The following is a 25,974-nucleotide window of genomic DNA, read 5'->3' as shown; positions in this document are numbered from 1 at the left end:
TCAGGTTCCCAGAATCAGGCTGGCATTGCTGCCGCCGAAAGCGAACGAATTGCTCATCACGTAACGTCCCGTTGCGTCGCCGGCCAGACGGCGCTCGCCGACGACGAGGTCGAGTTCCGGCAGCGCNCGCGCGCCAGCGTCAGCCAGCCGAAGCCGAGTTCGGTCGCGCCCGCCGCGCCGAGCATGTGCCCCGTCAGCGGCTTGGTGCCGCTCGCCGGCACGCCGTGCGGAAACACGCGCGCCGTCACGTTCGCTTCCATCTCGTCGTTCAGGCGCGTCGCCGTCGCATGCAGATTCACGTAGCCGATCGCGGACGAACCCACGCCGGCATCCGCGAGCGCGGCACGCAGCGCGTCCTCGGCGCCGTATCCCGCCGGGTCCGGCGCCGAGATGTGATGCGCATCGCTCGACTCGCCGACGCCGGCCAGGCGGACCGCCGCTTCGTCGCGACTCATCACGAACAGCGCGGCGCCTTCGCCGATGGTGATGCCGCTGCGGTTCCGGCTCAGCGGATTGGTCCGGCCCGGGCTGACCGATTCGAGCGACGCGAAACCCTGCAGCGTCAGCTCGCACAGCGAATCCGCACCGCCGACCACGACCGCGTCGCACAGCTTCAGCCGCAGCAGGCGGCGTGCCGCCGCGAACGCCTTCGCGCTCGACGTGCAGGCCGTCGACAGCGTGTAGGCCGGCCCGCCGACACCCAGCACCGCACGCACGAACGGTGCCGCCGTGCCGATTTCCATCTGCCGATAATCGAACCCGGCGGGCAGCGCGCCGGTCGCGGCACGCTGCGCGAGCGCCTGCTCCGCGGCCTGGATCCCGGACGTGCTCGTGCCGATCACGACGCCGACCCGGCGCGGGCCATGACGCGCGATCGCCGCGTCGACGACGGATCCGATCTGCGCCAGCGCGGCGAGCAACAGCCGATTGTTCCGGCAGTCGAAATGCGCGAGCGCGGCAGGCGGCGCGAGGTCGAGCGCCGATCGCACGCACCCGACCCAGCCGCCGCCGGCACCATCGGCACGCGGCGCCATGCCCGGTGCGACGCCGCTGCGCATGGCGTCGACGATCTCGTCGGTCGTCGCGCCAAGCGCGTTGATCATGCCGGGCGCGGACAGGTAGACCGGCGTCTGTTTCGCATTCATGCGCGACACTCCTTCGCGGATGGCGTGGCGAGCGGCGCGAACAGCACCGACAAGACGATGCCCATCGCGAGGGTCGTGCCGAAGCTGCGCAGCGCCGGCATCGCGCTCGCGCCGAGCATGCCGAACGACAGCAACGTCGTGGCCGCCGACAGCAGCACGCCGGTCCACACTGCGCCGATCCCGGCCGGGTCGCGCAGGCATCCTTCACGGAGGAACACCGCGTAATTGGCGCCCACGCCGAGCACCAGCATCAGGGCCAGCCAGTTGAACAGCGTGAGCGGCACCCGCGCATAGCCGAACGCGGCCAGCGTCAACACGATGGCGAACACGACCGGCAACGTGGTCGCGATGCCGCCGCGCATGCCGTATCGCCACATCAGCAGTGCGGCGACCACGATCAATGCACCGATCAGCCACAGGCCGCTGTCGACCCGATAGGCCCCGAACAGGCGCGATACGCTCGCGGCCTTGTCAACCCACGACACGCCCGGCAGCGTGCGCGCGAGGGCCGCGAACGTCGCCGCGTTCGTCGCATCGACCCGCTCCGGAATCGCGAGTGCCGCATCGACGGGACCGGCGCCGCCGTCCACGCGCCCGAGCCACAGATGCCGGAACGGCGCCGACCAGCGCGCCGCCAGCCAGGTGTCGACCGACAGCGTCGTCGGCGCATGGCGGGAAAACGCCTGAATCCATGCGTCGGCAACGTCGTCGCGGAAACCCGCCTTCGTGAGCGTCTCGCGCAGCGCGGCGACATCGGCAAACACGTGCGTGTCGAGCACGGCGCGGTCATAGGCCTGCTGCTTCGCCGACGGCACGAACGTCGCGATCGACTGCACGCGGCCCGCCTGCTGCCGACCGAGCGCCCCGACGAGCGCCTCCGAGCGCTCGAGCACCTGTTCCTGCGACGCACCCTGGATGACGAAGAACTGCGCCGTGTTCGCCAGTCCGACCGCCGCCCGGATATTGCCTTCCTGTCGGGCAAGACTCGCATCGCGCTCGACCAGCAGATGAATGTCGTCGTCGCTCGTCAGGCGTGCCCAGCCCGGAATCGCAACCAGCGCGACGAGCACGGCGGCGGCCACCGCGCGCCGGCCGGCGAGCAGCGCCTGCCATCCGCGCAGCAGCCGGGCAGCGCCCGAGAAAACGCCGGACGGGACGCGCCGGGGCACTTGCGTCAACCTGAGCGGCAGGAATCCGGTGACGGCGGCAAACGCGCAGACGATCCCGACGATCGCAAAGCATGCGATCTGTTTCAGCGCCGGAAACGGCACCCACATCAGGATCGCGTAGCCCAGCAGACTGGTCGCCAGCGCGACCGCCAGCGCCGGCCGGACCGCCGCCGCGCCGCGCCGCGCGTCCCATTGCCGCCCCGCAGACAAATACGCGACGAAGTACTGGATCGAATAATCGACGGCCTCGCCGATCAGGCTCACGCCGAATACCAGCGTCAGCAGGTGCAGCTTGCCGAACACGAGCAGCGTCGCCGCCAGCGCGCAGACGATGCCGAAAGCCGTCGAGGCAAACGCCAGCACCAGCAGGCGCGGCGAACGAAATACGCTCATCAGCAGCAGCGCGATGCCGGCCAGCGACACCGCGCCGATCACGTGCACGTCGCGCTCGGCACTGGCACGCGCCGCTTCCGCATAAAACACCGCGCCGGCCCGGTCGACGCGAACGCCGCGGAAGTCGGCCGCGAGCGCACGCTCCGCATCGGCCGTCGCGACACGCACCGCGTGCTGGACCTTCGATTCATAGGCCGAGCCCGGCAGCGACGTCATCACGAGCACGCCGGTTGCGCCGCCGCGATGCGACACCAGCATCCCGTCCTCGAGCGACAGGTTCGATGCCGCGAGCGGCAGTTCGCCGAGCCAGTGCTGCAGCCAGCCGAACGGATCGTCGGCCACGGCCGTCTGCAAGCCGTCGACGGGCGGCGCATAGAGCCGCCGGACCAGCTGTGCGCCGAGCGCGGCATCGCCCTGTTCGAGCGACCTGCGATCCTCGGCCGTCAGCAACCCGAAACGGGCCGGCAGGTAGGTTGCCGCGATCTGCGACAGGTCGAACGGCGGCACCTCGACCGTCACCGAACGGAAGGCACCGCTCGCGTCGAGCCGCGCACCGAACTGCTTTGCCGCAGCCTTCGCGCGGGCGGCATCCGGATCGGTCACCAGGTAGACGGTGCGATTGCCGAGCGCATCGCCGAGCAGGTCGACGGCCCGTTCGGCAACCGGATTGGCTTCGGTGGCCGGCAGCAACGCGAGCAGGTTCGTCTGCAGCGGCGCCGGCCCGCTGAAGCGCCACACGCTGTACGCGAGCGCGACCAGCGCGACGAGCAGCCATGCCGCGCACAGCATGCGCCGCCGGGTGCGCTCGCCCGAGGTGCCGATCACGTCGCGGGCCATATTCATTAGCGCGCCTCCAGCCACGCGCGCTCGGCCGGCGCAGGCGCGTCGACCGGGGTCGGCCGCGCAAACTCCAGCGCGGTCACGTTGCCGTTGGCGAACGTCATGTCGAGCCGGCCGAGATACATGCCGCCGCTCATTTCGAGCACGCGGACGGCCTGCGCGAGCTGCGGCTGATTCGGCCGCAACACCATCCGCCACCGCTCCGGCGTGCCGCTCGCCTCGACGTCGAACTGCGCGTACAACGCCGACAGGTCGCCGCCGAGCATGTCGCGCATCATCCGCGATACCTGCGCGACGCCCCGGCTGCCACTGCGGGACGCGACGAGTTGTCCGTCCGTGCCGGCTTCGCGCACGCCGCCGTCGGTGATCACGTAAGTCGCCTTGTACGGCGTGTCGATGCGCCAGATGACGCCCGACTTGCGATCGAACAGCATCGATCCGGTACTGACGAGCGGCTGCTTCATCGCCGCCAGTGTCTGGGTCTGCCGAAAATCCGCGCGAATCGCGCCGACCCGCGCGAGCCGCGCCGCGATGTCGGCCACGAGTGCGGCGTTCGCCGGCCGGGGCGCCGCTGCGGCCGCGGCCGGCACCGGGGCGGCCGTCGCGGCGCCGCCGGCGAGCGTCATGCAGGCCGCGAGCATCGTGGCCGCCATTCTTCCGGTGTGCGAAATCAGGCCCATTGCGCATGCACCCTTTCGATCAGCGCCGGCGGCGACACGAACTGCAGTTCGCGCGTCGTCGCGTCGACAGCCAGTTGCGTCGTATAACCCTTCGTCAAGCGCTCGCCGGAGGCCGCGTCGACGATGTCGTAACCGATCTTCAGCCGGTTCTCGAATTCGAGCAGCGTGGCGCGCACGTCGAGCCGCTGGCCGTAAAGCGCCGGGCGAACGTACTTCAGATGGACCTCCACGACCGGCCACATGTAACCCGACGCCAGCATCGCCGGATAGTCGTAATCGATCATGCGCAGCAATGCCGCGCGACTGCTTTCGAAGTACTTCAGATAATGGCCGTGCCAGCAGACGTTCATGGCATCGACATCATGAAACTGGACCTCGACGCGAGCCGTCGCGCTCAGCGGCGCACGAGCCGCGTTCATGCGGCCTCCCCGTGCAGGAGGCCACCGGATGCGCCGCCGATCGGTTCGCATGCGGCCAGGCGCGCGGTCAGCGCGCGCAGCTCCGCTTCGAGCGGGCGATCCTCGACCACCAGCGGCGATTGACGACCGATGTCGTCGATGAACGCGCGCAGCGCAGGCGACAGCTGGGCCCGCGGATCGTCGCGCAGTCGCAGACGGACGGCCTGCACGGTCGCGAGCACATGCGCGGCGGCGACCTGTTCGGTCAACGCCAGCACGCGCAGGCAATCGCGCGCGGCGATCGTGCCCATGCTGACCTTGTCCTGATTGTGCGACTCCGTCGAGCGCGAGAACACGCTCGCCGGCATCGTGTGCTTCAGCGCCTCCGCCGTCCACGCGGAAGACGAGATCTGCACGGCCTTGAACCCGTGATTGATCGCCGCCCGTTCCGGGGCCGCGCCCGTCAGGTTGCGCGGCAGTCCGTTGCTGAACTTGTCGTCGACCAGCAGCGCAAGCTGGCGATCCATCAGGTCCGCGAGGTTGGCCACCGCCGTCTTCAGCGCATCCATCGTGAACGCGATATGGCCGCCGTAGAAGTTGCCGCCGTGCAGCACGCACCCTTCGTCCGGATCGATCAGCGGATTGTCGTTCGCGCTGTTCAGCTCGTTCTCGATATCGCGGCGCATCCACGACAGCGCGTCGCGCGCCACGCCGATCACGTGCGGCGCGCACCGCACCGAATAGCGATCCTGCAGGCGACGCCCGGGCAATTCATCGCGCCCGGCCAGGTCGGCGCGAATCCAGGCGGCCGCCTCCGCCTGCCCCGCATGCGGCTTCGCCTCGAACAGGCGCGCATCGAAGTGTCCCGCTCGCCCGTCGAGGGCGACGGTCGTCAATGCCGTCAGGCGCGTCGCGATCCGCGTCAGGTGATCGGCGCGCGCAAACGCGAGACAGGCCAGCCCCGTCATGACCGCCGTGCCGTTCATCAGTGCGAGCCCTTCCTTCGGCGCGAGCGTCAACGGCACGCGATCGATCGCATCCCATACGTCCCGCGCGTTCCGTTCGTCGCCCTCGAACACCACGGTGCGCTCGCCGACCAGCGCCGCGGCGACATAGGACAGCGGTGTCAGGTCGCCGCTTGCGCCGACCGACCCTTCCGACGGAATGCGCGGCAGGATGCGGTGATTCACCAGGTCGGCCAGCCGTTCGAGCAACGTGAACCGCACCCCCGAGTAGCCGAAGGCCAGCGAGTTGAGCCGTGCGACGATGATGGATAACGTTTGCGTCGCGTCGAACCAGTCGCCCATCCCGCATCCGTGATAACGGGTCAGCTGCAGCGGCAGCGCTTCGACGAGCGACGGCGGCACCTCGACCACGCAGGCATCGCCGTATCCGGTCGTGACACCGTACAGCGTGCCGCCATGCGCGAGATAGTCGCGCAGCCAGGTTGCGCCGCGCTCGATCCTCGCGCGCCATTCGGCGCCGTCATTCAATGCAAGCGGCGCGCCGTCGCGGGCAATCGCGACGACGTCCTCGATCGTCAGATGCCGGCCGCCGATCACGACGGCCGGCCGGTTCGCGTTCGTGTCGCCGTCCGCGGTTGCCGCGACGTCGTTCATGTCATGCTCCGCCACGCGGACCTCCATCGGGCCGCGCCCAGAAATCGAAGAAGTTGAACCATTGATAAGGTGCCTTGCCGCAATAGTGTTCGAGCCGCGCGGCATAGCGCTGCGCCCATGCCGCGACGTGTGCGGCGCGCTCGCGCCGCGGCAGCGCGATCCGCTCGGCGAACGGCTCGAAATAGAGCCGGTAGCCGCGCGACTCCTTCAGGCAGAAGAACAGGTAGACCGGGCAGCCGAGCGCGTGGGCGAGGATGTACGGACCCTGTGCGAACGGGGCCGTCGCGTCGAGAAAACGCGCGTCGACCGTCTTGCCGGAATCGTGCGGCGGCACGCGGTCGCCGACGATCACGAGCAGTTCGCCCGCGTCGATGCGCGACTGCATCATCATCGCCGTATCCGGCCCGAAGTCCGACACCTCGACGAGCTGCTTGCCGAATGCCTGGTTGACGCCGGCCAGCAGGCCCGTAAAGCGCTTCGCATGTTCGGTGTAGACGATCGCCGTCACCTTCGTGTGCGCATCGCGCAGCGCGAGCGCCCGCGTCATCTCCAGATTGCCCAGATGCGCGCCGATCACGAGCGCGCCGCGCCCGCTCGACGCGAGCGCATCGAACGCGGACGCGTCGTCGAAACGCACGTCGAGTTCGTCGAGGCGGCCGGACCATGCGACGAACTTGTCGAATCCCGCCTGCGCGAAGGCCAGCATGTGCCGGTAGGCACTGCGCCATCCCGGCTTCGGCACGGCCGCGGCCTGCGCGTCGCGCAGTCGCGCGAGATACGCATGCGACGCGGTGCGCGCCGAGCGATTCGTCAGCACGAAATAGCCGACGATCGGATACAGCCAGAACGATGTAAAGCCCTTGCCGAACCAGCGGCAGCTGAGGGCCAGCAACGCCATGCCGATCCGGCTGCCGCGTTCCGGCATGCGCCACCATGCGCGCGTGCGCTCCGTCGGCGCCGCGCCGCGCCGTCCGATGACCCGGCGGGTCAGCAGCATCGGCGCGCGCGCGAGCATCCCCGCGACGAGCCGCGTATGACTCGCGCTGATGCGCACGTTGTCGCGCCACACGTCGAAATGCGACACGCCGTCGGTCGGGTAGATCACGCGCGTCGGAATCGTCCTGAACGCCAGGCCGCGCCAGTGCAGCCGGACCAGGATTTCGCTGTCGAACGCCATCCGCGTCGGCAGCGCTACCGCGTCGATCAGTTCGCAGACGGCGTCGACCGGATAGAGACGAAACCCGCACATCGCATCGGGAATGTCGAGCGACAGCGTTTCGACCCAGACCCATGCATGCGTGAGGTAGCGGCCGTACAGGCGCGCCTTCGGCACGCTGTCGTCGAAACGCGGCCGACCGAGAATCACGGCATCCGGCTCGGCCTGCGCGGCCGCCACGAACTTCGGCACGTCGGCGGCGTCGTGCTGGCCATCGGCGTCGATCTGGATCGCATGCCGATACCCACGCGCGCGTGCGGCGCGCAAGCCTTCCATGACCGCCGCGCCCTTGCCGGCGTTGACGGGCAACCGCAGCAGCGTCACGGCGTTTGCATACCGCGCCGCCTGCGTGGCCAGCTCCTGTTGCGTCGGCTCGTCGCTGCCGTCGTCGACCACGAGGATCGGCAGGTCGTGCACGGCAAGGCGCGCCAGCGTGCCGCCGATCGCCGCGCGATGGTTATAGATCGGAATGACGATGCAGGTATCGCTCATCACGCCGCCGCGCCGTAGACCAGCACGCCGGACGTGCATTCGCGTCCAGCGCAGCGGAACGTGAAACGCGCGCAGCCGCGTACCGGGTCATGCGCGATACGCAGCGCCAGCACCGCACCCGGCGGCACCGGTGCCTTGAATTTCAGGTGTTCGATGCAACGGATGTCGCGCGCGGCCGGCATCTCGCGGCCGGCAAGACGCGCGGCCCAGTCGATTTGCACGACCCCGGGCAGGATCGGCAGCCCCGGAAAATGCCCTTCAAAATGCGCGAGCGCGGCCGGCACGCGCAGCTCGTAATGCAGCGCGTCGTCGCTGCGCCATGACGCGAGCAGTTCGAAACCTTCCGGCGTGGCCGTGAAGGCGGCCGTCAGCGCGGCGGCCGGCAGTTTGCCGCGCGCATCGAACGGCATCGCATGCCGGAATCGCCAGTAGCGCGGCAATGCGGCCGCGTCGACATAATCGCCGAGCGCATGCCGCAAGGTCGTGGCAACGGCCACCCGTCCGTCCGCGACCAGCGCGTCGCGCCCCGCCGCGGTCAGGACCGCGACGACGCCCACGTGCGTGCGCGTCGTGCCGTCGACCACCACGGCCGCCGCCTGTTCGACGTATGCGTGCGCGAGCAGCCGCGCCTCGAGTTCCGGCAGCGAAACCCGCTTGCCGTCGAGCTTGACGACGCGATCGCGCCGGCCCGCGAGTACGAAGCGACCGTGCGCGTCGAACCGGGCGGTGTCGTCGGTGCGATGCCAGCGATCGTGACCGAGATGGGCCGAGCGAACACCCAGCACGCCGTCGTCGTCGCAGCGCACGTCGACGCCCGTCAGCGGCTGCCATGCGGACGAGACATCCTGACGCCGCCACGCGATGCCGCCGGTTTCGGTACTGCCGAAGATCTCGAGCGGTGCCGCGCCGAACGCGCTCGCATAGGCCGACGCCGCATCGGCCGACAGCGGGCCGCCCGACGAAAAGAACGCGCACGGCGCGGGCGCGTGCATCGGAAAGCCGGGCAATGCCGGCCAGCGCATCAGCTGCGATGGCGTGGAAACCACCACACCGCCTCCGTATTCGGCCAGCCGCTGCTGGAGTTGCAGTGGCTCGAGCACCGTCGTCCGGTCGAATGCCCGGCCGGCCGCCAGCGGCCACAGAATCCTGAACAGCAGCCCGTAGATATGGTGATGCGGCACGCTCGACAGCGTCACGGCCGCACCGACCTGGCCGGCCCATTCGCGCTGCAGCGTGCGCACTTCGGCATCGAACTGCGCGAGCGACTTGCGCACGGGCTTCGCGGTGCCGCTGCTGCCCGACGTGTAAAGCGTCACCGCGGCAGCCGCGTCGATCGGGCGGGCGGCGACGGTCGATTCGCGTTCCGTGTCGCGCACGCACGCGGCCAGTGCCGGTGCATCCAGCATCAGGTCGTAGGCATGCGCGAGGTCGCCGAGATAACCGGGCGCGTTGCTGGCCGGCATCACGATTTCCGCGTGCGCCGCCGCCACCGCGAAGAACGCGCACGCGAACGCGTACGGATCGTCCGTGCAGATCGCCACCCGTCGCGCACCGCTCGCCACGACCGCCTGCGCAATCGCGTCCGCGCGCGCCTGCAGATCGCCGAGCGTCAGCACGTCGGCGCCATCCCGGCAGACCGCCACGCCGCGATCCGCTTCGGCACCCAGCATGTCGTGCAGCGCGATCATGCGACCCCTGCCCGTTTCTGCCTGGCGGCGATGAAGACGCTGCGCCACAGCCACTCGCCCGCGAGCAACGCGCCGATCAGCACGTAGGCGATCAGCCCGTTGTAAAGCGCCCATGCCGCACTGCTCCAGCACAGCGCCGTATAGACCGAGAAGCCGCCGTTCGCGATGAAGAACGCGCACCACACCTGGGTGACACGCCGCGTGTACCGGACGATTTCCGGGCTCGGCTCGGGATGGGTCAGCCGTGCGAATTTCTCGACCATGGTCGGACCGCCCCGCAGCGTCGCGCCGAACGCGACCAGCAGGCCGGCACTCACGCATGCGGGATAGAGACGAAGAAGCCGTGCGCTATCGGTCATGGCAATCGCGACGGACATCGCGGTCAAGGCGCCGGCCACGCACCAGTCGAGCGTCGTGAGCCGTTTGAGCGCCTGCGCCAGCGGGCCCTTGCCGATCGTGCGCTGCAGCCACAGCAACGCAACCAGCAGGCAACCGACATAGCGCGGCGACAGGCTTTGCCACGCGAACAGGATGACGAGCGGATAGGCCACGCGCAGCGCCGCCCTGGCCGCGACGCCTGCCCAGCGCGGCAAGCCGGTGCCGGTGGTCGCCCGCATGCCCGTCACCGCCGTCGTCACGCGCGCGCGAGCAGCGTGTGGACCGCGGCAATCACGTCGCCGACGGTCCGCACGGACTTGAACTCTTCGGGCTTGATGCGCTTGCCCGTCATTTCCTGCAGCTTGATGGCAAGATCGACCGCGTCGATGCTGTCCAGGTCGAGCGCTTCGAACAGGTGCGTGTCGGGTGTCACGCGCTCCGGCTCGATCGCGAAATTCTCTTGAAAGATGGCGCGGATGCGCTCCAGGATTTCTGCGTCGGTCACGAATGACTCCCTTTTTCCAGCACGGTTTCTTGCGAGGCCTGATGAGATTGCTGGTCGGCGATGAAAGCCGCCAACGTGTTGATCGAGCGGAAATGCGCCTTCGTGCCCGCGTCGTTCGCGGCGATCGTCAGCTGAAACTTCTTGCGCAGCATGATGCCGACTTCCAGCGCATCGACGGAATCGAGCCCGATCCCGTCGGTCGAGAACAGCGGCGCATCGTCGTCGATATCGTCGGCCGTCATGTCGCTGAGATCGAGCATCTCGATCAGAAGCTGCTTAATTTGCAGTTTTAAAGTATCCATGCTGAAACAGGCTTTGAGTAATGTGCACTTCCACTTCGCGGGCAATGCTGCGAGCGGCAATCGAGGGCGACGTCATGCTCGACGCCAGCCGGTTCAGGTCCATCGGCTCGAGCACGTCGATCCGCATGCGAAACGCACGAGTCGGCACGTGATACCAGCGCAGGGTCTTGGTGAATACCGGCGGATCGCAGTCGATCAGGACCGGCTGGATCCGGCTGCGCGACTGCAGCGCCATATGCGCGAAGCCGCGCGAAAACGCATGCAGACGATTGCCGCCGGGGCTGCGCGTGCCTTCCGGGAAAATGATCATCGTGTAGCCCGCCGCCAGTTGTCGTGCGCCGGCCTCGACGAGATCGACGGCATCCGCATTGCTCACGTACTCGGCGGCACGGACGATGCCCCAGAAACAGGGGTTGCCCCAGTGACTGCGCTTGACGACGCAGCATGCCTTCGGCGTCAGCGACAGCAGCACCATCACGTCGAGCCAGGTCGGGTGGTTGGCGACCACGATGGCCGGGCCGTCCTGGGCGAGACGGTCGACCCCGCTCAGCTCGAGCCGCATCACGCCGATACGCTGCAGCAACGCGACCAGCGCGCGGAAGAAATAATGAATGACCAGCGTCACGCCCCGCTGGCGCGAGCGCCGATGCGGCCATAGTCCGCCGACGACGATCGCCAGCAACGAGAACACCGATCCGCACAGCGCGAAACAGGCCAGGCTCGCACCGGTCGCGAACAGGCGCCAGCCGTAGTCAAGCCGCGCGATCATGCCAGCTCCATCGCCAGGCGGCGTGTGGACCGCGCCACGACGCCGTTGCGCGCGCCGACAGGCAACGCAGCACCGCCGCGCGTTGCGTACCGGCCGCATCACCGGCGGCCCGCGCGGCGTCGGCGGCGTCCACCGCCCCCTCTGCCGTCATTTCGCAGGTCAGATGGCCGGCCGGCTCATCGGCGCCAAGCAGAATGGCCAGCCCGATGCTCTCCGGGTCGTCATCGATATCGCCGTAAACGGGATCGGCCGGCTCGTGCGCATAGACGAGCAACACCGGCGAGGCCGGCGACGTTTCGTATTGGGAATAAGCTTCGAGCAGCGCGTAGCCGAGGGTTTCATGCCCGGCCGCAATGGCGGTCGCGGCCGATCGGTCGCGCCTGGCGATGCCGAATATGCCCGTCACCGCATTGAGGACCGAGAGACTGAAGGCCGTCGGCGAGACCGGTTCCGCCGCGCCGATGTCGGCGAGAATGCCGGTGGTACGCACCAGCTCACCGTGGCGCGACGCGAATACCATGCGCACCGGATTCTCCGATCCGGCGCAATCGCAGGCTGCCTGAAGCGCGAGCCGCGACAGCCGGCTCAGGCGGCGTCGCACCATCGGATCGAGGGCTTCGACGCCCGGCACCCCCGCGGTCGAAATCGACGTCCATCTGGCGATTGGCATGGTCCAATGCAAATCGGCCATTGTTGTTCTCGTTGAGGTGATTTCTCTTAAGTGTTTTTATATCGCCCCGCCCTGTATCGGGCAGTCGCGCTCCGCTTTCCATGAATCCCGCCCGTCTCGCGCATTGACCGCCGGGCTCGCGCCGTCCACTCACCGCTTTCCGCCAGGGTCGGGCAGAAAGGGGGAAATCGTCAGGTTTGCGAAGCCGGCGCCCGGATTATCAATCGCTGCGATTGGTAGGCGGCATCATGGTGCGGCGGAACTGTAACAGGGCTGTTACAAAAGATCAACGCCACTGCGGGGGTACCTCTTTCGATATTTAACCATTGGCCATTTTTCGGAAAACCGAATGCATCGTCGGTTATCGCGACAATGCCCGCCCCGCCTGCCCTGCGTCGATCCTGCACCGAAATGGCTCATAATGCGCTCGATGCAGAATCCCCGGTTTCCCGTTCAATGAGTTATTCACTCGCCACGACCTACACCCGCGAACTCGAGATCCGCAAGAGCCGCTTCATCGCGTTTGCGATCCCCGTGGAAGATCGCGATGCCGCGATGCACGCGCTGCAGCACCTGCGCGACGCGCATCCGGCGGCCACCCACGTCTGCTGGGCGCTGCTCGCCGGCGGCCAGTCGGGCATGTCGGACGACGGCGAACCGTCGGGCACCGCCGGCCGGCCGATCCTCGAAGTGCTGCGCCATCACGACCTCGACGGCGTGCTCGGCGCCGTCGTCCGCTACTACGGCGGCGTGAAGCTGGGTGCGGGCGGCCTGGTGCGTGCCTATACGGACGCGATCGCGTCGACCCTGCTCGATGCCGAGCGCGTCGAGCGCATTCGCCACACCCGCTTCGCGATCGAAATCGGGTACCCCGACGAAGCCCGCGTGCGGCGCTGGATCGAACAGGCCGGTTACGAACTGGTGGACAGCGCTTACGGGATGACCGTGAAGCTCGTGATCAAGCTGCCCGAAACCGCCGAGGCGGCGGCGAAAACCACGCTGTTCGACCTGACCCAGGGGCGCTCGGGCTTCCCCGACCTGTAACGAACGGGCGATCGCTCGCCGATCGAGATCACGCTTCGTACAGATTGCCGTGAAAATTCAGATACGTCCGATGGAAAAACCGCGTCCCGGTATCTAACCTTCCTGCGTCCCGGCTCGGCGCGTCGCCAACGGCCGTCCGGACAGTACCGAGGCAGCACGCCACGGCCGGGCGTGCAGACACGCGGCACCACGCCGCATCGCCGACAATCAGAAATCAGAATTCAGCTACGGGGATATCGGACGCATGCAACTGCACAAACTGCAAGCCCAGCTTGCGGAACTCGATCGACGCATCCGGGCGGCGCAGCGCCGCGAACGCAACGCGGTACTGGAGGAGGTCCGCCAGCTCGTGACGAACTATGCGCTGACCGCGCGGGAAGTCTTTGGGCAGGGCTACAATGATCGCGCGAAGCTGTTCACGACCGGCGCGAAATATCGCGATCCGGAAACGGGCGCCACCTGGAGCGGGCGCGGTCGCGCGCCCGCGTGGATCGCCGGCCGCGACCGCACCGCGTTCCTGATCCGGGCGTAACGCGCGCGGCGTTGCTCGGCGCGGCCGTTCGGCAAAGGCGGCAGGGGCAGCCGGGGCGGCCGGCCCCGCGCCTCAACCTGAACCGCTCAATAGGTGTCCGGGACGATCATGTCGTCCGGCACCGGGCGGCGAATGTAGTCCTCGTGATGCTCGCGCTGCGGCAGATCGATCGTCGGGCGCGGTACCTCGTGGTACGGCACCTGGGTCAGCAGATGGTGGATGCAGTTCAGCCGCGCGCGCTTCTTGTCGACCGCCTGCACGACCCACCACGGCGCCTCGGGGATATGCGTGCGCTGCAGCATTTCTTCCTTCGCGGCCGTATAGGCCTCCCAGCGCCGGCGGCTTTCGAGATCCATCGGGCTCAGCTTCCACTGCTTGAGCGGATCCTCGATCCGGCTCTGGAAGCGCAGTTCCTGCTCGTGATCGGTGATCGAGAACCAGTACTTGACGATCTGGATCCCGCTGCGCGCGAGCATCTTCTCGAACTCCGGTACCGAGCGGAAGAACTCCTCGTATTCGTCGTCGGAGCAGAAATTCATCACGCGCTCGACACCCGCGCGGTTGTACCAGCTGCGGTCGAACAGCACGATCTCCCCACCGGCCGGCAAATGCGCGACGTAGCGCTGGAAATACCATTGCGTGCGCTCGCGGTTGTTCGGCGCGGGCAGCGCCGCCACGCGGCACACGCGCGGGTTCAGGCGCTGCGTGATGCGCTTGATCGCGCCGCCCTTGCCGGCCGCGTCGCGCCCCTCGAAAATCACGACGAGCCGGTGCCCGGTGCTCACGACCCAGTCCTGCAGCTTCACGAGTTCGCCCTGCAGCCGGAACAGCTCGCGGAAATACGCCTTGCGCGCTTCGCGGCGCTCCGGCGAGAACAGCAGATCCTCGCCGTCGTCGAAGCGGCGGTCGTCGAGTTCCATTTCGAGCTCTTCGTCGTATGCGTCGACGAGGTCCTCCTCGAAACGTCGCTGGCGTGCCTCGCGCGACGTCGTATCGGTCAGGTTGTCGGTCTCGGTGCGGGTATCGTTGTCGCCCATGGGGCCTCCTTCCTTCGGTTGACGCAGTCAAACGCCTCCATTATCCCCGTGTCGCGCGTCAAATTGATGAAAAAGGGGCTGACCGGCCCGTCAGAAGCGGAACCGGGGCAGCACGCTCTCCAGCACGGGGGGGTGCGGAGAGGTCGAAGGGATCGGACGCCAGCGTCCGGTTCGGCTGGCCGGATCGTGCCGGCGCTGCCGCTGCCGCTGCTGATCTGCCGATCTGCTGACGCTGTGACGCAACCGCTCGACGCCACCGCCCCATGAAAAATGCCGGGCGTGTGCCCGGCATCGATCGCCGCCGACGCGACCGCCGCGGCGGTCGCGCATCCGGCCTGCTCCATCACCGAATGATTCGCGTGACCCCGCGCCCGCGCGGATCCGCCATCGCCTCCGGCGCCCTGCCGTCGATCTTGATCACCTGGATGTCGCCGCTGAAATCCTGCCCCTTCAGCGTGTAGCCGCGTTCCTCGAGCTGCTTCGCGAGTTCGCCCTCGATCGGGTGGTACGGCTCCCAGAAGATCGTGTTCGGCGGCAGCAGCTGATGGTGGAAACGCATCGCGCCGACGGCCTCCTTCAACGGCATCCTGAAGTCGTAGATGTTGTTGATCACCTGGAAGATCGACGTGAAGATCCGCGAGCCGCCCGGCGTGCCGATCACGAGCGACACCTTGCCGTCCTTCGTCAGGATCGTCGGCGACATCGACGACAGCGGACGCTTCTTCGGCTCGATCGCGTTCGCGTCGCTGCCGACCACGCCGAACATGTTCGCGACGCCCGGCTTCGCGGAGAAGTCGTCCATCTCGTCGTTCAGCACGATCCCGGTGCCGTCGGCGATCACGCCCGAACCGAAATAGCCGTTGATCGTGTACGTGTTCGACACCGCGTTGCCCCACTTGTCGACGACCGAGAAGTGCGTCGTTTCGGCCTTCTCCGGCATCGACGTGCCGAGGCCCGGCTGCACGCTCTTCGTATCGGACGGCGCTTTCGGGTTGACCTCGGCCGCGCGCTTCGCGATGTACGCGTCGTCGGTCAGCTGCGCGATCGGCACCTTGTAGAAATCGGGATCGCCGAGATACTGCGCACGATCGGCGAACACGCGCTTCTCGATTTCCGCGACGAGGTGGATGTACTGCGGCGAGTTGAGCTTCACGCCCTCGAAGTCCTGCTTGAGGTCGGCCTTCATCTTCAGCAGCTGAACGAGGCCGATGCCACCCGAACTCGGAGGCGGCGCGGTGATCACGTCGTAGCCGTTCCACTTCGCCTGCACCGGCTGGCGCCACACCGCGCGATACTGCGCGAGATCCTCGGTGGTGATCAGCCCGTTGCCGTCGCCCGTCTTCATCGAAGCGGCGATCAGCTCGGCCGTCTTGCCCTTGTAGAAGCCTTCCGCGCCGCCGTTCGAGATGCGTGTCAGCACGTCGGCGAGATCGGGCTGCTTGAAGTTCACACCCGCCTTCAGCCCGGAGAAATACTTGTCGAAGTTGGTCTTGCCGCCGAACTCCTTCGATGCATCGACACCGCGCTGCGCGAGTTGTTCGTCGACGACGAAGCCATCGCGCGCATAGTGGATCGCCGGCGCGAGCACCTGCTTCCATTTCAGCTTGCCGAAGCGCTTCTGCGCTTCCCACATGCCCGCGACCGTGCCCGGCACGCCGACCGCGCGCGGACCGTACAGGCTCATGCCCTTGACGACGTTGCCGTCCTTGTCGAGATACATGTCCTTCGTCGCGGCGAGCGGCGCGCGCTCGCGGTAGTCGATGAAGTACGGCTTGCCGTCCTTGTAGATCGTCATGAAGCCGCCACCGCCGATGTTGCCGGCCTCCGGATACGTGACGGCGAGCGTAAACGCGATCGCGACAGCCGCATCGATCGCGTTGCCGCCTTCCTTGAAGATCCGCTCCGCGGCATCGGCACTGTACTTGTCGGCAACCGCGACCGCCGAGCTCGTCAGGACGGCCGGCTGCGGCCCCTTCGCATAAGCCGGCGCATTCGGCAGGAAACCGACGCCGGCCACCGTCGCGAGCACGACGGCGGATGTTTTGAAGCGATTCAGCGTAGTCATTGCATGTCCCCCATGTGGATCTCCTTCAGGCAGGAAAGGCGCCTGATCCGCTGATGACCGCTGGCGCACCGACGGCCAACCGCGGCTTCGTAGTATAGGGGGACAAAAAGGGTCGAACACGCGACGCACGACGCACGCGTGCAATTTGTGCGCGGCCAGTCGCACAACCGGTAGCAACGGGCGCACATCGGCCGAAGTTGCATGCCCCGCTCGTCATCGCTCGATGCACAAATCCGAAAGTTGCAAACCTCACAACCGGCGACGTCGCGCATGCAAAAAAAACGCGACCGAACCGCCCGCTGTGCGGGCCGATCTGAGAACATAGCGCCCCGCTTTCGCGTCGTGTCACGGCTTTCGCTCGCACGACGCTTCACGTTTCCTCGCTCCGTATGGCATCACACAATGCACATCATGCGTCCGGCTTCGCGGCCGGCGTCGCCGCCGCCGTCCTCGTCGCGCAATCCGGCGCGACCGGCCTGTGGCACACGGGCCTGCTCGCCGCATTTGCGGCCGGCGTCGCGGGCGGCACCGCGCCCGACTGGCTCGAAGTCGCGTGGTGGTCCCGCAAGCGCCGCCTGTGGATCACGCACCGCACCGTCACGCACTGGGGCATCGGCTGGATCGCGCTGCTCGCGCTCGGGTGGCACGGGCTCACGCATCATCCGCATCCGCTGTGGGCCGCGCCGCTGTTCGGCTTTGCGTGCGGCGGCGTGATGCACCTGCTCGCCGACTGGCCGAATCCGCTCGGCGTGCCGTGGATCTGGCGGCGTCATTCGCTGAATCTGTGGAACAGCGGACATTGCGACCTGATCGTCGTGTTCGCCGCATGGGGCGGCACCCTGTGGCTCGCGCAGTCGCTGTGGACGCGCGCCCCGTTCCTCGAACACTGGCTCGGCTGGCTGCATCGCGTTTAGTTGCATTTGTTTGCGATTCGGCTCGACCTCGGCATGCCGAATCGCACGCAACTTTCCGTTTGTTGAAAGTGCGCTGCGGGCCCTCATCTCGAAGGGCATCGTCGCCACGCATGCCCGGTACGCGAACGCGACGTCTGGCACACTGACGATTCGCGCGCGGCCGCCCGCGCGCTCGCACCCCATTTCAACGCGCCGATGGACGTCACCGCCACCCGCCCCGCTCACGCGCTCGACGTGTTCCACCCGGCCGTCGCCGCGTGGTTCCGCCGCACGTTCGCCGCGCCGACCGGTGCGCAGGCGCTCGCGTGGCCGCACATCAAGGCCGGCCGGTCGACGCTCGTCGCCGCGCCGACCGGCTCGGGCAAGACGCTCACCGCGTTCCTGTGCGCGCTCGACGAGCTCGTGCGCGATGCGCTCGCGCACGACGGCACGCTGCCCGACGCGACGCTCGTCGTCTATGTGTCGCCGCTGAAGGCGCTGTCGAACGACATCCACGTGAACCTCGACGCGCCGCTCGCCGGCATCGCCGAGTCGCTCGCGCAGCTCGGCCTGCCGGTGCCGGCGATCCGCACCGCCGTGCGCACCGGCGACACCACGCAGGCCGAACGCGCGGCGCTGCGCAAGCGCGCGCCGCACATCCTCGTGACGACACCCGAGTCGCTGTACGTGCTGCTGTCGTCGACGTCGGGGCGGCAGATGCTGTCGAGCGTGCGTTCGGTGATCGTCGACGAGATTCACGCGCTCGCGTCGTCCAAGCGCGGCAGTCACCTCGCGCTGTCGCTCGAGCGCCTCGACGCGTTGACGGGCCACGCGCTGCCGCGCATCGGGTTGTCGGCCACGCAGAAACCGATCGACGCCGTCGCGCGCTTCCTGGTCGGCGGCCCCGCCGATGCACCGCGCGACTGCACGATCGTCGATACCGGTCACACGCGCGAACGCGATCTCGCGCTCGAGCTGCCGAACGTGCCGCTCGAACCGGTGATGGCGACCGACGTGTGGGAACAGGTGTACGACCGGATCGCGGCGCTCGCGGCCGCGCATCGCACAACGCTCGTGTTCGTGAACACGCGGCGCACCGCCGAGCGCATGGCGCGCCACCTCGCCGACCGCCTCGGCAAGAACGCGATCGCCGCGCACCACGGCAGTCTTGCGAAGGAACACCGCTTCGACGCGGAACAGCGGCTCAAGCGCGGCGAACTGAAGCTGCTGGTCGCAACCGCATCGCTCGAACTCGGCATCGACATCGGCGACGTCGATCTCGTGTGCCAGGTCGGTTCACCGCGCGGGATCGCGCCATTCCTGCAGCGCGTCGGCCGTTCCGGGCACCACGTCGGCGGCGTGCCGAAGGGCCGTCTGTTCCCGCTGTCGCGCGACGAGCTGGTCGAATGCGCGGCGCTGCTCGATTGCGTGCAACGCGGCGAGCTGGACGCGCTGCGGATTCCCGAAGCGCCGCTCGACGTGCTCGCGCAGCAGATCGTCGCCGAAGTCGCCTGCGCGGAATGGCAGGAGGACGCGCTGTATGCACGCTTCACGCGCGCGGCGCCCTACGCGCGCCTGTCGCGCGAACGCTTCGACGACGTGATGAAGATGCTCGCCGAAGGCTTCACGAGCCGCCGCGGGGTGCGCGGTGCGTACCTGCATCGCGACGTGGTCGGCGGCACGGTGCGCGGGCGCCGCAACGCGATGATGACCGCGACGACGTCGGGCGGCACGATTCCCGACATGGCCGATTACGCCGTCTTGCTCGAACCGCAGGGCCTCCAGGTCGGCACCGTCAACGAGGATTTCGCGATCGAGAGCCTCGCCGGTGACGTGTTCCAGCTCGGCAACCAGTCGTACCGGATCATTCGCGTGGAAACCGGCCGCGTGCGTGTCGAGGATGCGCAGGGCCAGTCGCCGGGCATTCCGTTCTGGCTCGGCGAGGGGCTCGGTCGCAGCGACGAGCTGTCGGCGGCGGTCGGCCGGCTGCGCGCGCGGCTCGACGGGCTGTTCGCCGAAGGCGATCGGCACCCGGCGGCCGGAGCACGCAAGCGCGCGAGCGACGATGCGGCGGGCAAGACGGGCACGCGCGGCAAAACCGGCAACGCGGCCGCCGGAGCCGGCGCATTGGCCGCCTTGCGCAGCGACACCGGCGGCACCACGCTCGGCGCGGCCGAAAGCCGTCTCGCACCGGCGCTGCGCTGGCTCGTCGACGATCTCCACCTGTCGCCCGACGCGGCGCGCCAGATCGCCGACTACCTTGCCCGCACGCGCGCGGCGCTCGGCGCCTTGCCGACGCAGGACACGCTCGTGATGGAGCGCTTCTTCGACGAGTCGGGCGGCACGCAGCTGGTGATCCATTCGCCGTTCGGCAGCCGCATCAACCGCGCGTGGGGGCTGGCGCTGCGCAAGCGCTTCTGCCGCAGTTTCAACTTCGAGCTGCAGGCCGCCGCGACCGACGACGCGATCATCCTGTCGCTGTCGCTCGCGCACAGCTTCGCGCTCGACGAAGTGTGGCGCTACCTGCGTTCGGCCAGTGCGGAACACGTGCTGGTCCAGGCGCTGCTCGACGCGCCGATGTTCGGCGTGCGCTGGCGCTGGAACGCGACGACCGCGCTCGCGCTGCCGCGCTTCACCGGCGGCCGGCGCACCGCCCCGCAACTGCAGCGGATGAAGAGCGAGGATCTGCTCGCGACCGTGTTCCCCGACCAGGTCGCGTGCCTCGAGAACATCGTCGGCGAACGCGAGATTCCGCACCATCCGCTCGTCGACCAGACGCTCGACGACTGCCTGCACGACGCGATGGATGCCGACGGCTGGCTCGCGCTGCTGCGCCGGATCGAAAGCGGCGCGATCGAACTGATCGCGCGCGACCTGCCCGCGCCGTCGCCGCTCGCGGCCGAGATCCTCAACGCCAAACCTTATGCGTTTCTCGACGATGCACCGCTCGAGGAGCGCCGCACGCAGGCCGTGCAGTCGCGCCGCTGGAGCGACCCGGAATCGGCCGACGATCTCGGCGCGCTCGACGCCGACGCCATCGATGCGGTGCGCGACGAAGCGTGGCCGCTCGTGCGCGATGCCGACGAAATGCACGATGCGCTGCTCACGCTCGCCTGTGTCGCCGACCGCGAAGCTCAGGCACACGAAGGTTGGCCCGGCCTGCTCGCGGAACTGGCCGAGCGGCGTCGCGCGACGAAGCTCGTCACGCCGGACGGCGCGGCGCTGTGGGTGCCGGTCGAACGGCTGGTCTGCGTGCGCGCGCTGCATCCCGATGCACGCATTGCGCCCGCGCTGAAGGTGCCGGCCGCCTGTGCGCAACCCTGGGAAGCGGACGCCGCGTGCGTCGACGTGATTCGCGCGCGGCTCACGGGCTTCGGCCCGCTGACGCTCGACGCCATCGCACAACCGCTCGGCCTGCCGCCGGCGGCGATCGCGACGACGCTCGCGGCCCTGGAGCGCGAAGGCTACGTGATGCGCGGCCGCTTCACGCCGGGCGCGACGACCGACGAATGGTGCGAGCGCCACCTGCTCGCGCGCATTCACCGCTATACGGTGAAGCGGCTGCGCCGCGAGATCGAGCCGGTCGAGCGTGCCGATTTCATGCGCTTCCTGTTCCATTGGCAGCACCTGACGCCCGACACGCGCGGCACCGGCCGCGATGCGCTCGCGGCCGTCGTCGAACAGCTCGAAGGCTACGAAGCCGCGGCGAGCGCATGGGAGGACGCGCTGCTGCCCGCGCGGCTGGCCGACTACACGGCCGGCGGCCTCGACGAGCTGTGCCGCTCGGGCAAACTCGTGTGGACCCGCATCGGCATACCGTCCCGCGCGGCCGGCACGCCGGTGAAGACGACGCCGGTCGTGCTGCTGCCGCGCCGCCACCTCGGCGCATGGCAGGCGCTGCGCGACCCCGACGCGCAACCGGCGCTGTCCGCGCGCGCGACACAGGTGCGCGACGCACTCGCCGCGCACGGCGCGATGTTCTTCGATGCGCTGCTCGACGAACTGCACATGCTGCCCGTCGAACTCGAGCAGGCACTGGGCGAACTCGTGTCGGCGGGCCTCGTGAACGCGGACAGCTTCGCCGGTCTGCGCGCACTGCTGAAGCCGGCGGTCAAGCGCAGTGCGACGTATGCGCCGCGCACGCGCCGCGGCGGCGCGCTGATCGGCGGGATGGACGACGCGGGCCGCTGGGCGCTCGTGCAACGCGTATCGCCACCGAACGACGCACCGCCCACGCCGGCTCCCGCGCCGAAACGCGGTGCGCCCGCGACCGATCCCGACGCACTCGAACACATCGTGTGGACGCTGCTGCGCCGCTATGGCGTCGTGTTCTGGCGGCTGCTCGAACGCGAGGCCGACTGGCTGCCGAGCTGGCGCGAACTCGTGCGCGTGCTGCAGCGTCTCGAGGCACGCGGCGAGATTCGCGGTGGACGCTTCGTCGCCGGGCTCGCGGGCGAGCAGTTCGCGCTGCCGGAAGCGATCCCGATCCTGCGCGAACTGCGTCGCCAACCGGGCGACGGCCAGTACGTGTGCGTGACGGGCGTCGATCCGCTGAACCTCGCCGGCACGCTGCTGCCCGGCGACAAGGTGCCCGCGCTGGCGGGCAATCGCGTGCTGTTCCGCGACGGCGTGCCCATCGCGTCGCTCGTGTCGGGCACGTTTCATTACTCGTCCGACCTGCCGCCCGCCGCGCGCGAGGATGCGCGCCTGCGACTCGCGCGCCGCTACTGACATCGGCTGACACGCGGCCCGTCGCGGACTACTGAACGCCGCGCGTCATCGGCGCGCGCGTTCGGGTAGCATCGAACGATTCACCCCGCGAGCGACCGCCCCCAGAACAAGCCTTCCGGAGACTGCCTTTCATGCCTTCGCATGCCGATTCGCCCGCGGTTCATCATGCGGGCTCGCTGACGATTTTCCAGGGCGCCGCGCTGTATATCGGCGCGGTGCTCGGCACCGGCGTCATTGCGTTGCCAGCACTCGCCGCCGAAGTCGCGGGCCCCGCGTCGCTGCTCGCATGGGCCGCGCTCGTCGTGCTGTCGGGGCCGCTCGCGGCCACCTTCGCCGCACTCGGCGCGCGCTACCCGGACGCGGGCGGCGTATCGACCTACGCGCGCCGCGCATTCGGGCCGAAGGCCGCGGCAATCGTCGGCTGGTGTTTCTATTTCGCGGTGCCGGCCGGTGCGCCGGCCGCGGCGATGTTCGGCGGTGCATACGTCGCGGCCGTCACGGGCGGCGGGCATGTCACGGTAATCGTCACGGCGGCCGCGCTGATCGCCACGGTATCGGCCGCGAATGCGTTCGGCGTCACCGTGTCGGGCCGCATGCAGCTCGTGTTGTCGGCGCTGCTCGTCACGCTGCTGCTGGCCGCCGTGCTCGCGTCGGCGCCGCATGCGAACCCGGCGAACCTGCATCCGTTCGCGCCGCACGGCTGGCTCGCGGTCGGCCAGGCCGCCGCGTTGCTCGTGTGGAGTTTCGCGGGCTGGGAAGCGATTACGCACCTCGCCGCCGAATTCCGCCGCCCCGCGCACGACATGCCGCGCTCGGCCGGCATCGCGGTCGTGGTCGTCGGGTTGCTGTATCTGTCGGTAGCGGCCGCGAGCGTGACGGTGCTCGGGCCGTCGGCCGGTGCGTCGGGCGCACCGCTCGCGGAATTGATCGCGGGCGGCATCGGCGGTCACGCGCAGGTGCTGGCCGCCGCGGCCGCGCTGCTGCTCACGCTCGGCACGATGAATGCGTATTTCGCGGGTGCGGCGAAACTCGGCGCGGCGCTCGGGCGCGACGGCGCACTGCCGGCGTGGCTCGCGCAAGGCAGCCAGGTCGGTGGCGTGCCACGCCGCAGCCTCGGCGTGATCGCGATGCTCGCGGCCGTCGCACTGGCCGCGACGACGTTGTCGGACGTCGGGCCGAAGCCGCTCGTGCTCGTGACGTCCGGGTGCTTTGTGATGGTGTACGGGCTTGGCGCGGGGGCCGCGCTGAAACTGCTGCCGCGCGGCAGCATCGCGTATCGCTGCGCATGGATTTCGCTGATCGCGGTCGCCGCGCTGTTCCTGACGACCGGGTGGTATATCTTGTGCCCGCTGCTGCTCGCGGGCGGTGCGCTGGTTTATCTGCGGATGGCGGGGCGACGCACCTGATCGCGCGCCGGCGCCCGTGTGCGGACGAACACGCGCCCGCTCGCCAGGATGCGGCGGGCTACCGCGAACCGGTCGCCCGCCGTTTGATCATCGGCGTCACGCCGGCACCAGCTCGAAGCTGAGCCGCTTGCCGAGCGCGGTGGCCGCGCTCGCGAGCGTCGCGAGCGTGAGGCTCGTGTCGGTTTCGTCGAGCAGACGGTTGAGCGCGGCGCGGCTGGTTTTCATCCGCGCGGCCATCGCGGTTTTCGTGATGTGCTGCGCCTTCATTTCCTGCCCGATCTGCCACGCGATCACGCGCTTGATCGCGGTGGCGGTGGCCGCTTCGAGATGACCGTCCTCCTCGAGAAAGGTATCGAAGTCGCTGCCGATATGCGGGTTGTTCGTGGTCGTCATGAGTACTCCAATGCATGGCGTTGCCGGCCGGCACATCGCCGATCGCATGTGCCGGCGCAACCGGGGAATTCAGATGGCGCGCGTCAGCGTTTTCAGGCGCGCGACGGTGACGTCGAGATCGTCGGACGGCGTGGCCTGCGACTGCTTGAAGAATGCGTGCAGCAGCACCATCGTGTCGCCGACGACCGTGAACAGCACGTGCGCGCTTCGCTGCGGCAACAGCACGCGGATTTCCCACAGATCCCGCGACATCTTCCGGACCAGCGGCATGCCGAGCGGCCAGCCCAGTTGAACGGTCTTGATCTCTTCGCCGATCACCCTGCGTTCGATCTGCCCGAGCGCCCTGAGCCATTCGCGCACCGGCTCGTTGCCACGCGCCGTGCGGAAGAACCGCACGCCGAGCGTGATCTGAATCTGCTGTCTCGCCATCGTCGTGTCATCAAGCGTACCAAAAACGATACGATATGCCAAGCACGACACCACTCGCTACTGACCGAACGGCCAACGAATGGCCCGCCCGAACCGCGGCCGGCCCCCACCCGACCCGACCCGGCCCCGCGTGTCAACGCGCGCGCCGAGCCGGTTTGCGCGCGCCGCGCGGCGNGCGATGCAAACGCGTATCGCCGAACCGCGCCTGCGCGATGTCGCGCACGGCGTCGATCAGCGTCCGCGCGACGGGTGACGGCTGCGCATCGGTACGCAGCACGAGCCCGACCGGCTCGTCGGTGCCGGCGGACGGCAGCGGCAGGCGCGCGAGCGCACCGGCCGACAGGTCGTATTCGGCGGCATAGAGCGGCACGAACCATACCGCGTCGTTCTCGAGCGCGAGCGCGCGCGCGACCGATACCGACAGCACCTCGATGAACGAATCCAGCGGCGGCACACCGCATGCCCCGAGCAATTGCTCGGCCGACTGGCGTATCAGCGTGCCGAACGGCGGCAGCACGACCGGATAGCGCGCGAGCTCGGCGGCCGGCGCGGTGCTCGCCAGCAGCGGATGCCCGGCGCGCACGACCGCGACGAGCGGCTCGTTGTACAACTGCTCGAACGCGAGCCCGATCATTCGCTCCGGCTCCGACAGGCGCCCGATCGCGCACTCGATCGCCCCCGCCTTCAGGCGCTCCAGCAGTTCGGTATTCGCGGCCGTCGCGATCCGCACGACGACGCGCGGCCAGCGCGCGGCGAGTGCCTTCATCAGCGCGGGCGCGAGCGAAGCCGCGACCGTCGGCAGCATGCCGATTTCGAGCGTTGCCGCGGCGGCCCCGCCCTCCCGCGCGAGCAGCCCGACCCCCTGCCGCAGCGCCAGCACGCACGCGTTCGCATGCGGCATGAACAGTTGCGCTTCGCGGGTCGGCTGCGCACCATGCCGCCCGCGTTCGAACAACTTCACGCCGAGGATCGACTCCAGTTCGGCGATCGTCTTCGACACGGCCGGCTGCGTGATCGACAGGCTTTCGGCCGCCTTCTGCACGCCGCCCAGTTGCGCGACCGCGAGAAAGCACTGCAGGTGCCGGAATTTGACACGGCCGTCGGCGATACGGTTATTCATAACGGGCGGTTATGCGAATGGGGATGTCACGCCATTTTGCATAACTTTCCGGAAAGGCCC

The 25,974-nt window shown here is 68.7% G+C and carries 21 protein-coding genes and 1 pseudogene; 5 read left to right on the top strand and 17 right to left on the bottom strand.

What is annotated here, in order from left to right:
- The 12 genes and pseudogenes from ACTJKF_RS03770 to ACTJKF_RS03715 all read right to left on the bottom strand — a co-directional run bounded on the left by ACTJKF_RS03770 (position 1) and on the right by ACTJKF_RS03715 (position 12,285).
- Positions 1-1,145, bottom strand: a pseudogene (locus ACTJKF_RS03770) (beta-ketoacyl-[acyl-carrier-protein] synthase family protein).
- Positions 1,142-3,550: an MMPL family transporter gene (locus tag ACTJKF_RS03765; protein ID WP_440622229.1), complete on the bottom strand. Its 2,409-nt coding sequence runs from the start codon at positions 3,548-3,550 to the stop codon at positions 1,142-1,144. Before ACTJKF_RS03765 ends, ACTJKF_RS03770 begins: the two are co-directional and overlap by 4 nt.
- Positions 3,550-4,227 (bottom strand): outer membrane lipoprotein carrier protein LolA, encoded by a 678-nt coding sequence (locus ACTJKF_RS03760; RefSeq protein WP_440622228.1) that lies wholly within the window; start codon positions 4,225-4,227, stop codon positions 3,550-3,552. The genes ACTJKF_RS03765 and ACTJKF_RS03760 overlap by 1 nt, the downstream gene beginning before the upstream one ends.
- Complete coding sequence (locus ACTJKF_RS03755) at positions 4,218-4,646, bottom strand: acyl-CoA thioesterase (RefSeq protein WP_440622227.1); 429 nt, start codon at positions 4,644-4,646, stop codon at positions 4,218-4,220. Before ACTJKF_RS03755 ends, ACTJKF_RS03760 begins: the two co-directional genes overlap by 10 nt.
- Positions 4,643-6,259: an HAL/PAL/TAL family ammonia-lyase gene (locus tag ACTJKF_RS03750; protein ID WP_440622226.1), complete on the bottom strand. Its 1,617-nt coding sequence runs from the start codon at positions 6,257-6,259 to the stop codon at positions 4,643-4,645. Before ACTJKF_RS03750 ends, ACTJKF_RS03755 begins: the two co-directional genes overlap by 4 nt.
- Positions 6,246-7,952: a glycosyltransferase family 2 protein gene (locus ACTJKF_RS03745; RefSeq protein ID WP_440622225.1), complete on the bottom strand. Its 1,707-nt coding sequence runs from the start codon at positions 7,950-7,952 to the stop codon at positions 6,246-6,248. The genes ACTJKF_RS03750 and ACTJKF_RS03745 overlap by 14 nt, the downstream gene beginning before the upstream one ends.
- Entirely contained in the window at positions 7,952-9,640 is a 1,689-nt protein-coding gene (locus ACTJKF_RS03740) for an AMP-binding protein (protein WP_440622224.1), read from the bottom strand. The genes ACTJKF_RS03745 and ACTJKF_RS03740 overlap by 1 nt, the downstream gene beginning before the upstream one ends.
- A complete protein-coding gene (locus ACTJKF_RS03735; protein WP_440622223.1) occupies positions 9,637-10,257 on the bottom strand; it encodes a hypothetical protein in 621 nt (206 codons plus the stop codon). The genes ACTJKF_RS03740 and ACTJKF_RS03735 overlap by 4 nt, the downstream gene beginning before the upstream one ends.
- A 17-nt stretch (positions 10,258-10,274) precedes the next feature.
- Positions 10,275-10,523 (bottom strand): acyl carrier protein, encoded by a 249-nt coding sequence (locus ACTJKF_RS03730; RefSeq protein WP_440622222.1) that lies wholly within the window; start codon positions 10,521-10,523, stop codon positions 10,275-10,277.
- Complete coding sequence (locus ACTJKF_RS03725) at positions 10,520-10,825, bottom strand: phosphopantetheine-binding protein (RefSeq protein ID WP_440622220.1); 306 nt, start codon at positions 10,823-10,825, stop codon at positions 10,520-10,522. The genes ACTJKF_RS03730 and ACTJKF_RS03725 overlap by 4 nt, the downstream gene beginning before the upstream one ends.
- A complete protein-coding gene (locus ACTJKF_RS03720; RefSeq protein WP_440622219.1) occupies positions 10,800-11,594 on the bottom strand; it encodes a lysophospholipid acyltransferase family protein in 795 nt (264 codons plus the stop codon). Before ACTJKF_RS03720 ends, ACTJKF_RS03725 begins: the two co-directional genes overlap by 26 nt.
- Positions 11,578-12,285: a beta-ketoacyl synthase chain length factor gene (locus ACTJKF_RS03715; protein ID WP_440622218.1), complete on the bottom strand. Its 708-nt coding sequence runs from the start codon at positions 12,283-12,285 to the stop codon at positions 11,578-11,580. Before ACTJKF_RS03715 ends, ACTJKF_RS03720 begins: the two co-directional genes overlap by 17 nt.
- 435 nt (positions 12,286-12,720) lie before the next feature.
- Between ACTJKF_RS03715 and ACTJKF_RS03710 the strand changes: the two genes are divergently transcribed.
- Positions 12,721-13,308 (top strand): IMPACT family protein, encoded by a 588-nt coding sequence (locus ACTJKF_RS03710; protein ID WP_440622217.1) that lies wholly within the window; start codon positions 12,721-12,723, stop codon positions 13,306-13,308.
- Between the two features lie 244 nt (positions 13,309-13,552).
- Complete coding sequence (locus ACTJKF_RS03705) at positions 13,553-13,840, top strand: H-NS histone family protein (protein WP_440622216.1); 288 nt, start codon at positions 13,553-13,555, stop codon at positions 13,838-13,840.
- Positions 13,841-13,926: 86 nt separating this feature from the next.
- Here the strand turns inward: ACTJKF_RS03705 and ppk2 are convergent, their stop codons facing one another.
- Positions 13,927-14,877: a polyphosphate kinase 2 gene (gene ppk2 / locus ACTJKF_RS03700; RefSeq protein WP_440622215.1), complete on the bottom strand. Its 951-nt coding sequence runs from the start codon at positions 14,875-14,877 to the stop codon at positions 13,927-13,929.
- 343 nt (positions 14,878-15,220) lie between these two features.
- Entirely contained in the window at positions 15,221-16,942 is a 1,722-nt protein-coding gene (gene ggt, locus ACTJKF_RS03695) for a gamma-glutamyltransferase (protein ID WP_440622214.1), read from the bottom strand.
- A 389-nt stretch (positions 16,943-17,331) separates the two neighbouring features.
- On the opposite strand from ggt, the gene ACTJKF_RS03690 reads away from it, so the two are divergent.
- The 3 genes from ACTJKF_RS03690 to ACTJKF_RS03680 all read left to right on the top strand — a co-directional run bounded on the left by ACTJKF_RS03690 (position 17,332) and on the right by ACTJKF_RS03680 (position 23,972).
- The gene (locus ACTJKF_RS03690; RefSeq protein WP_440622213.1) at positions 17,332-17,856 is read left to right on the top strand and encodes a metal-dependent hydrolase; all 525 of its coding nucleotides are present in this window, start codon (positions 17,332-17,334) and stop codon (positions 17,854-17,856) included.
- 195 nt (positions 17,857-18,051) lie between these two features.
- Positions 18,052-22,566, top strand: coding sequence for a DEAD/DEAH box helicase (locus ACTJKF_RS03685; protein WP_440622212.1), 4,515 nt, complete (start codon positions 18,052-18,054; stop codon positions 22,564-22,566).
- Between the two features lie 131 nt (positions 22,567-22,697).
- The gene (locus ACTJKF_RS03680) at positions 22,698-23,972 is read left to right on the top strand and encodes an APC family permease (RefSeq protein ID WP_440622211.1); all 1,275 of its coding nucleotides are present in this window, start codon (positions 22,698-22,700) and stop codon (positions 23,970-23,972) included.
- Positions 23,973-24,068: 96 nt separating this feature from the next.
- On the opposite strand, the gene ACTJKF_RS03675 is transcribed toward ACTJKF_RS03680, so the two are convergent.
- The 3 genes from ACTJKF_RS03675 to pcaQ form a co-directional block, all read right to left on the bottom strand.
- Positions 24,069-24,365 carry an XRE family transcriptional regulator gene (locus tag ACTJKF_RS03675; protein WP_006758577.1) on the bottom strand — a complete coding sequence of 99 codons (297 nt, stop codon included), beginning with the start codon at positions 24,363-24,365 and terminating at the stop codon, positions 24,069-24,071.
- Positions 24,366-24,434: 69 nt separating this feature from the next.
- The gene (locus tag ACTJKF_RS03670; RefSeq protein WP_440622210.1) at positions 24,435-24,794 is read right to left on the bottom strand and encodes a type II toxin-antitoxin system RelE/ParE family toxin; all 360 of its coding nucleotides are present in this window, start codon (positions 24,792-24,794) and stop codon (positions 24,435-24,437) included.
- 133 nt (positions 24,795-24,927) lie between these two features.
- On the bottom strand, positions 24,928-25,914 hold the full coding sequence (gene pcaQ, locus ACTJKF_RS03665; RefSeq protein WP_440622209.1) for a pca operon transcription factor PcaQ: 987 nt from the start codon (positions 25,912-25,914) through the stop codon (positions 24,928-24,930).
- Positions 25,915-25,974 lie beyond the last annotated feature (60 nt).

The sequence above is a fragment of the Burkholderia sp. 22313 genome, assembly GCF_052045245.1.
Lineage (GTDB): Bacteria > Pseudomonadota > Gammaproteobacteria > Burkholderiales > Burkholderiaceae > Burkholderia.
The sequence above is the reverse complement of the archived record's forward strand: the minus strand, read 5'-3'. Positions and strand labels throughout refer to the sequence as shown.

Coding starts and splice junctions, on each gene's coding strand:
- ACTJKF_RS03765 (WP_440622229.1), bottom strand. CDS start 3,550: ATGAATATGGCCCGCGACGTGATCGGCACCTCGGGCGAGCGCACCCGG.
- ACTJKF_RS03760 (WP_440622228.1), bottom strand. CDS start 4,227: ATGGGCCTGATTTCGCACACCGGAAGAATGGCGGCCACGATGCTCGCG.
- ACTJKF_RS03755 (WP_440622227.1), bottom strand. CDS start 4,646: ATGAACGCGGCTCGTGCGCCGCTGAGCGCGACGGCTCGCGTCGAGGTC.
- ACTJKF_RS03745 (WP_440622225.1), bottom strand. CDS start 7,952: ATGAGCGATACCTGCATCGTCATTCCGATCTATAACCATCGCGCGGCG.
- ACTJKF_RS03740 (WP_440622224.1), bottom strand. CDS start 9,640: ATGATCGCGCTGCACGACATGCTGGGTGCCGAAGCGGATCGCGGCGTG.
- ACTJKF_RS03735 (WP_440622223.1), bottom strand. CDS start 10,257: ATGCGGGCGACCACCGGCACCGGCTTGCCGCGCTGGGCAGGCGTCGCG.
- ACTJKF_RS03725 (WP_440622220.1), bottom strand. CDS start 10,825: ATGGATACTTTAAAACTGCAAATTAAGCAGCTTCTGATCGAGATGCTC.
- ACTJKF_RS03720 (WP_440622219.1), bottom strand. CDS start 11,594: ATGATCGCGCGGCTTGACTACGGCTGGCGCCTGTTCGCGACCGGTGCG.
- ACTJKF_RS03715 (WP_440622218.1), bottom strand. CDS start 12,285: ATGGCCGATTTGCATTGGACCATGCCAATCGCCAGATGGACGTCGATT.
- ACTJKF_RS03710 (WP_440622217.1), top strand. CDS start 12,721: ATGAGTTATTCACTCGCCACGACCTACACCCGCGAACTCGAGATCCGC.
- ACTJKF_RS03705 (WP_440622216.1), top strand. CDS start 13,553: ATGCAACTGCACAAACTGCAAGCCCAGCTTGCGGAACTCGATCGACGC.
- ppk2 (WP_440622215.1), bottom strand. CDS start 14,877: ATGGGCGACAACGATACCCGCACCGAGACCGACAACCTGACCGATACG.
- ggt (WP_440622214.1), bottom strand. CDS start 16,942: ATGACTACGCTGAATCGCTTCAAAACATCCGCCGTCGTGCTCGCGACG.
- ACTJKF_RS03690 (WP_440622213.1), top strand. CDS start 17,332: ATGGCATCACACAATGCACATCATGCGTCCGGCTTCGCGGCCGGCGTC.
- ACTJKF_RS03685 (WP_440622212.1), top strand. CDS start 18,052: ATGGACGTCACCGCCACCCGCCCCGCTCACGCGCTCGACGTGTTCCAC.
- ACTJKF_RS03680 (WP_440622211.1), top strand. CDS start 22,698: ATGCCTTCGCATGCCGATTCGCCCGCGGTTCATCATGCGGGCTCGCTG.
- ACTJKF_RS03675 (WP_006758577.1), bottom strand. CDS start 24,365: ATGACGACCACGAACAACCCGCATATCGGCAGCGACTTCGATACCTTT.
- ACTJKF_RS03670 (WP_440622210.1), bottom strand. CDS start 24,794: ATGGCGAGACAGCAGATTCAGATCACGCTCGGCGTGCGGTTCTTCCGC.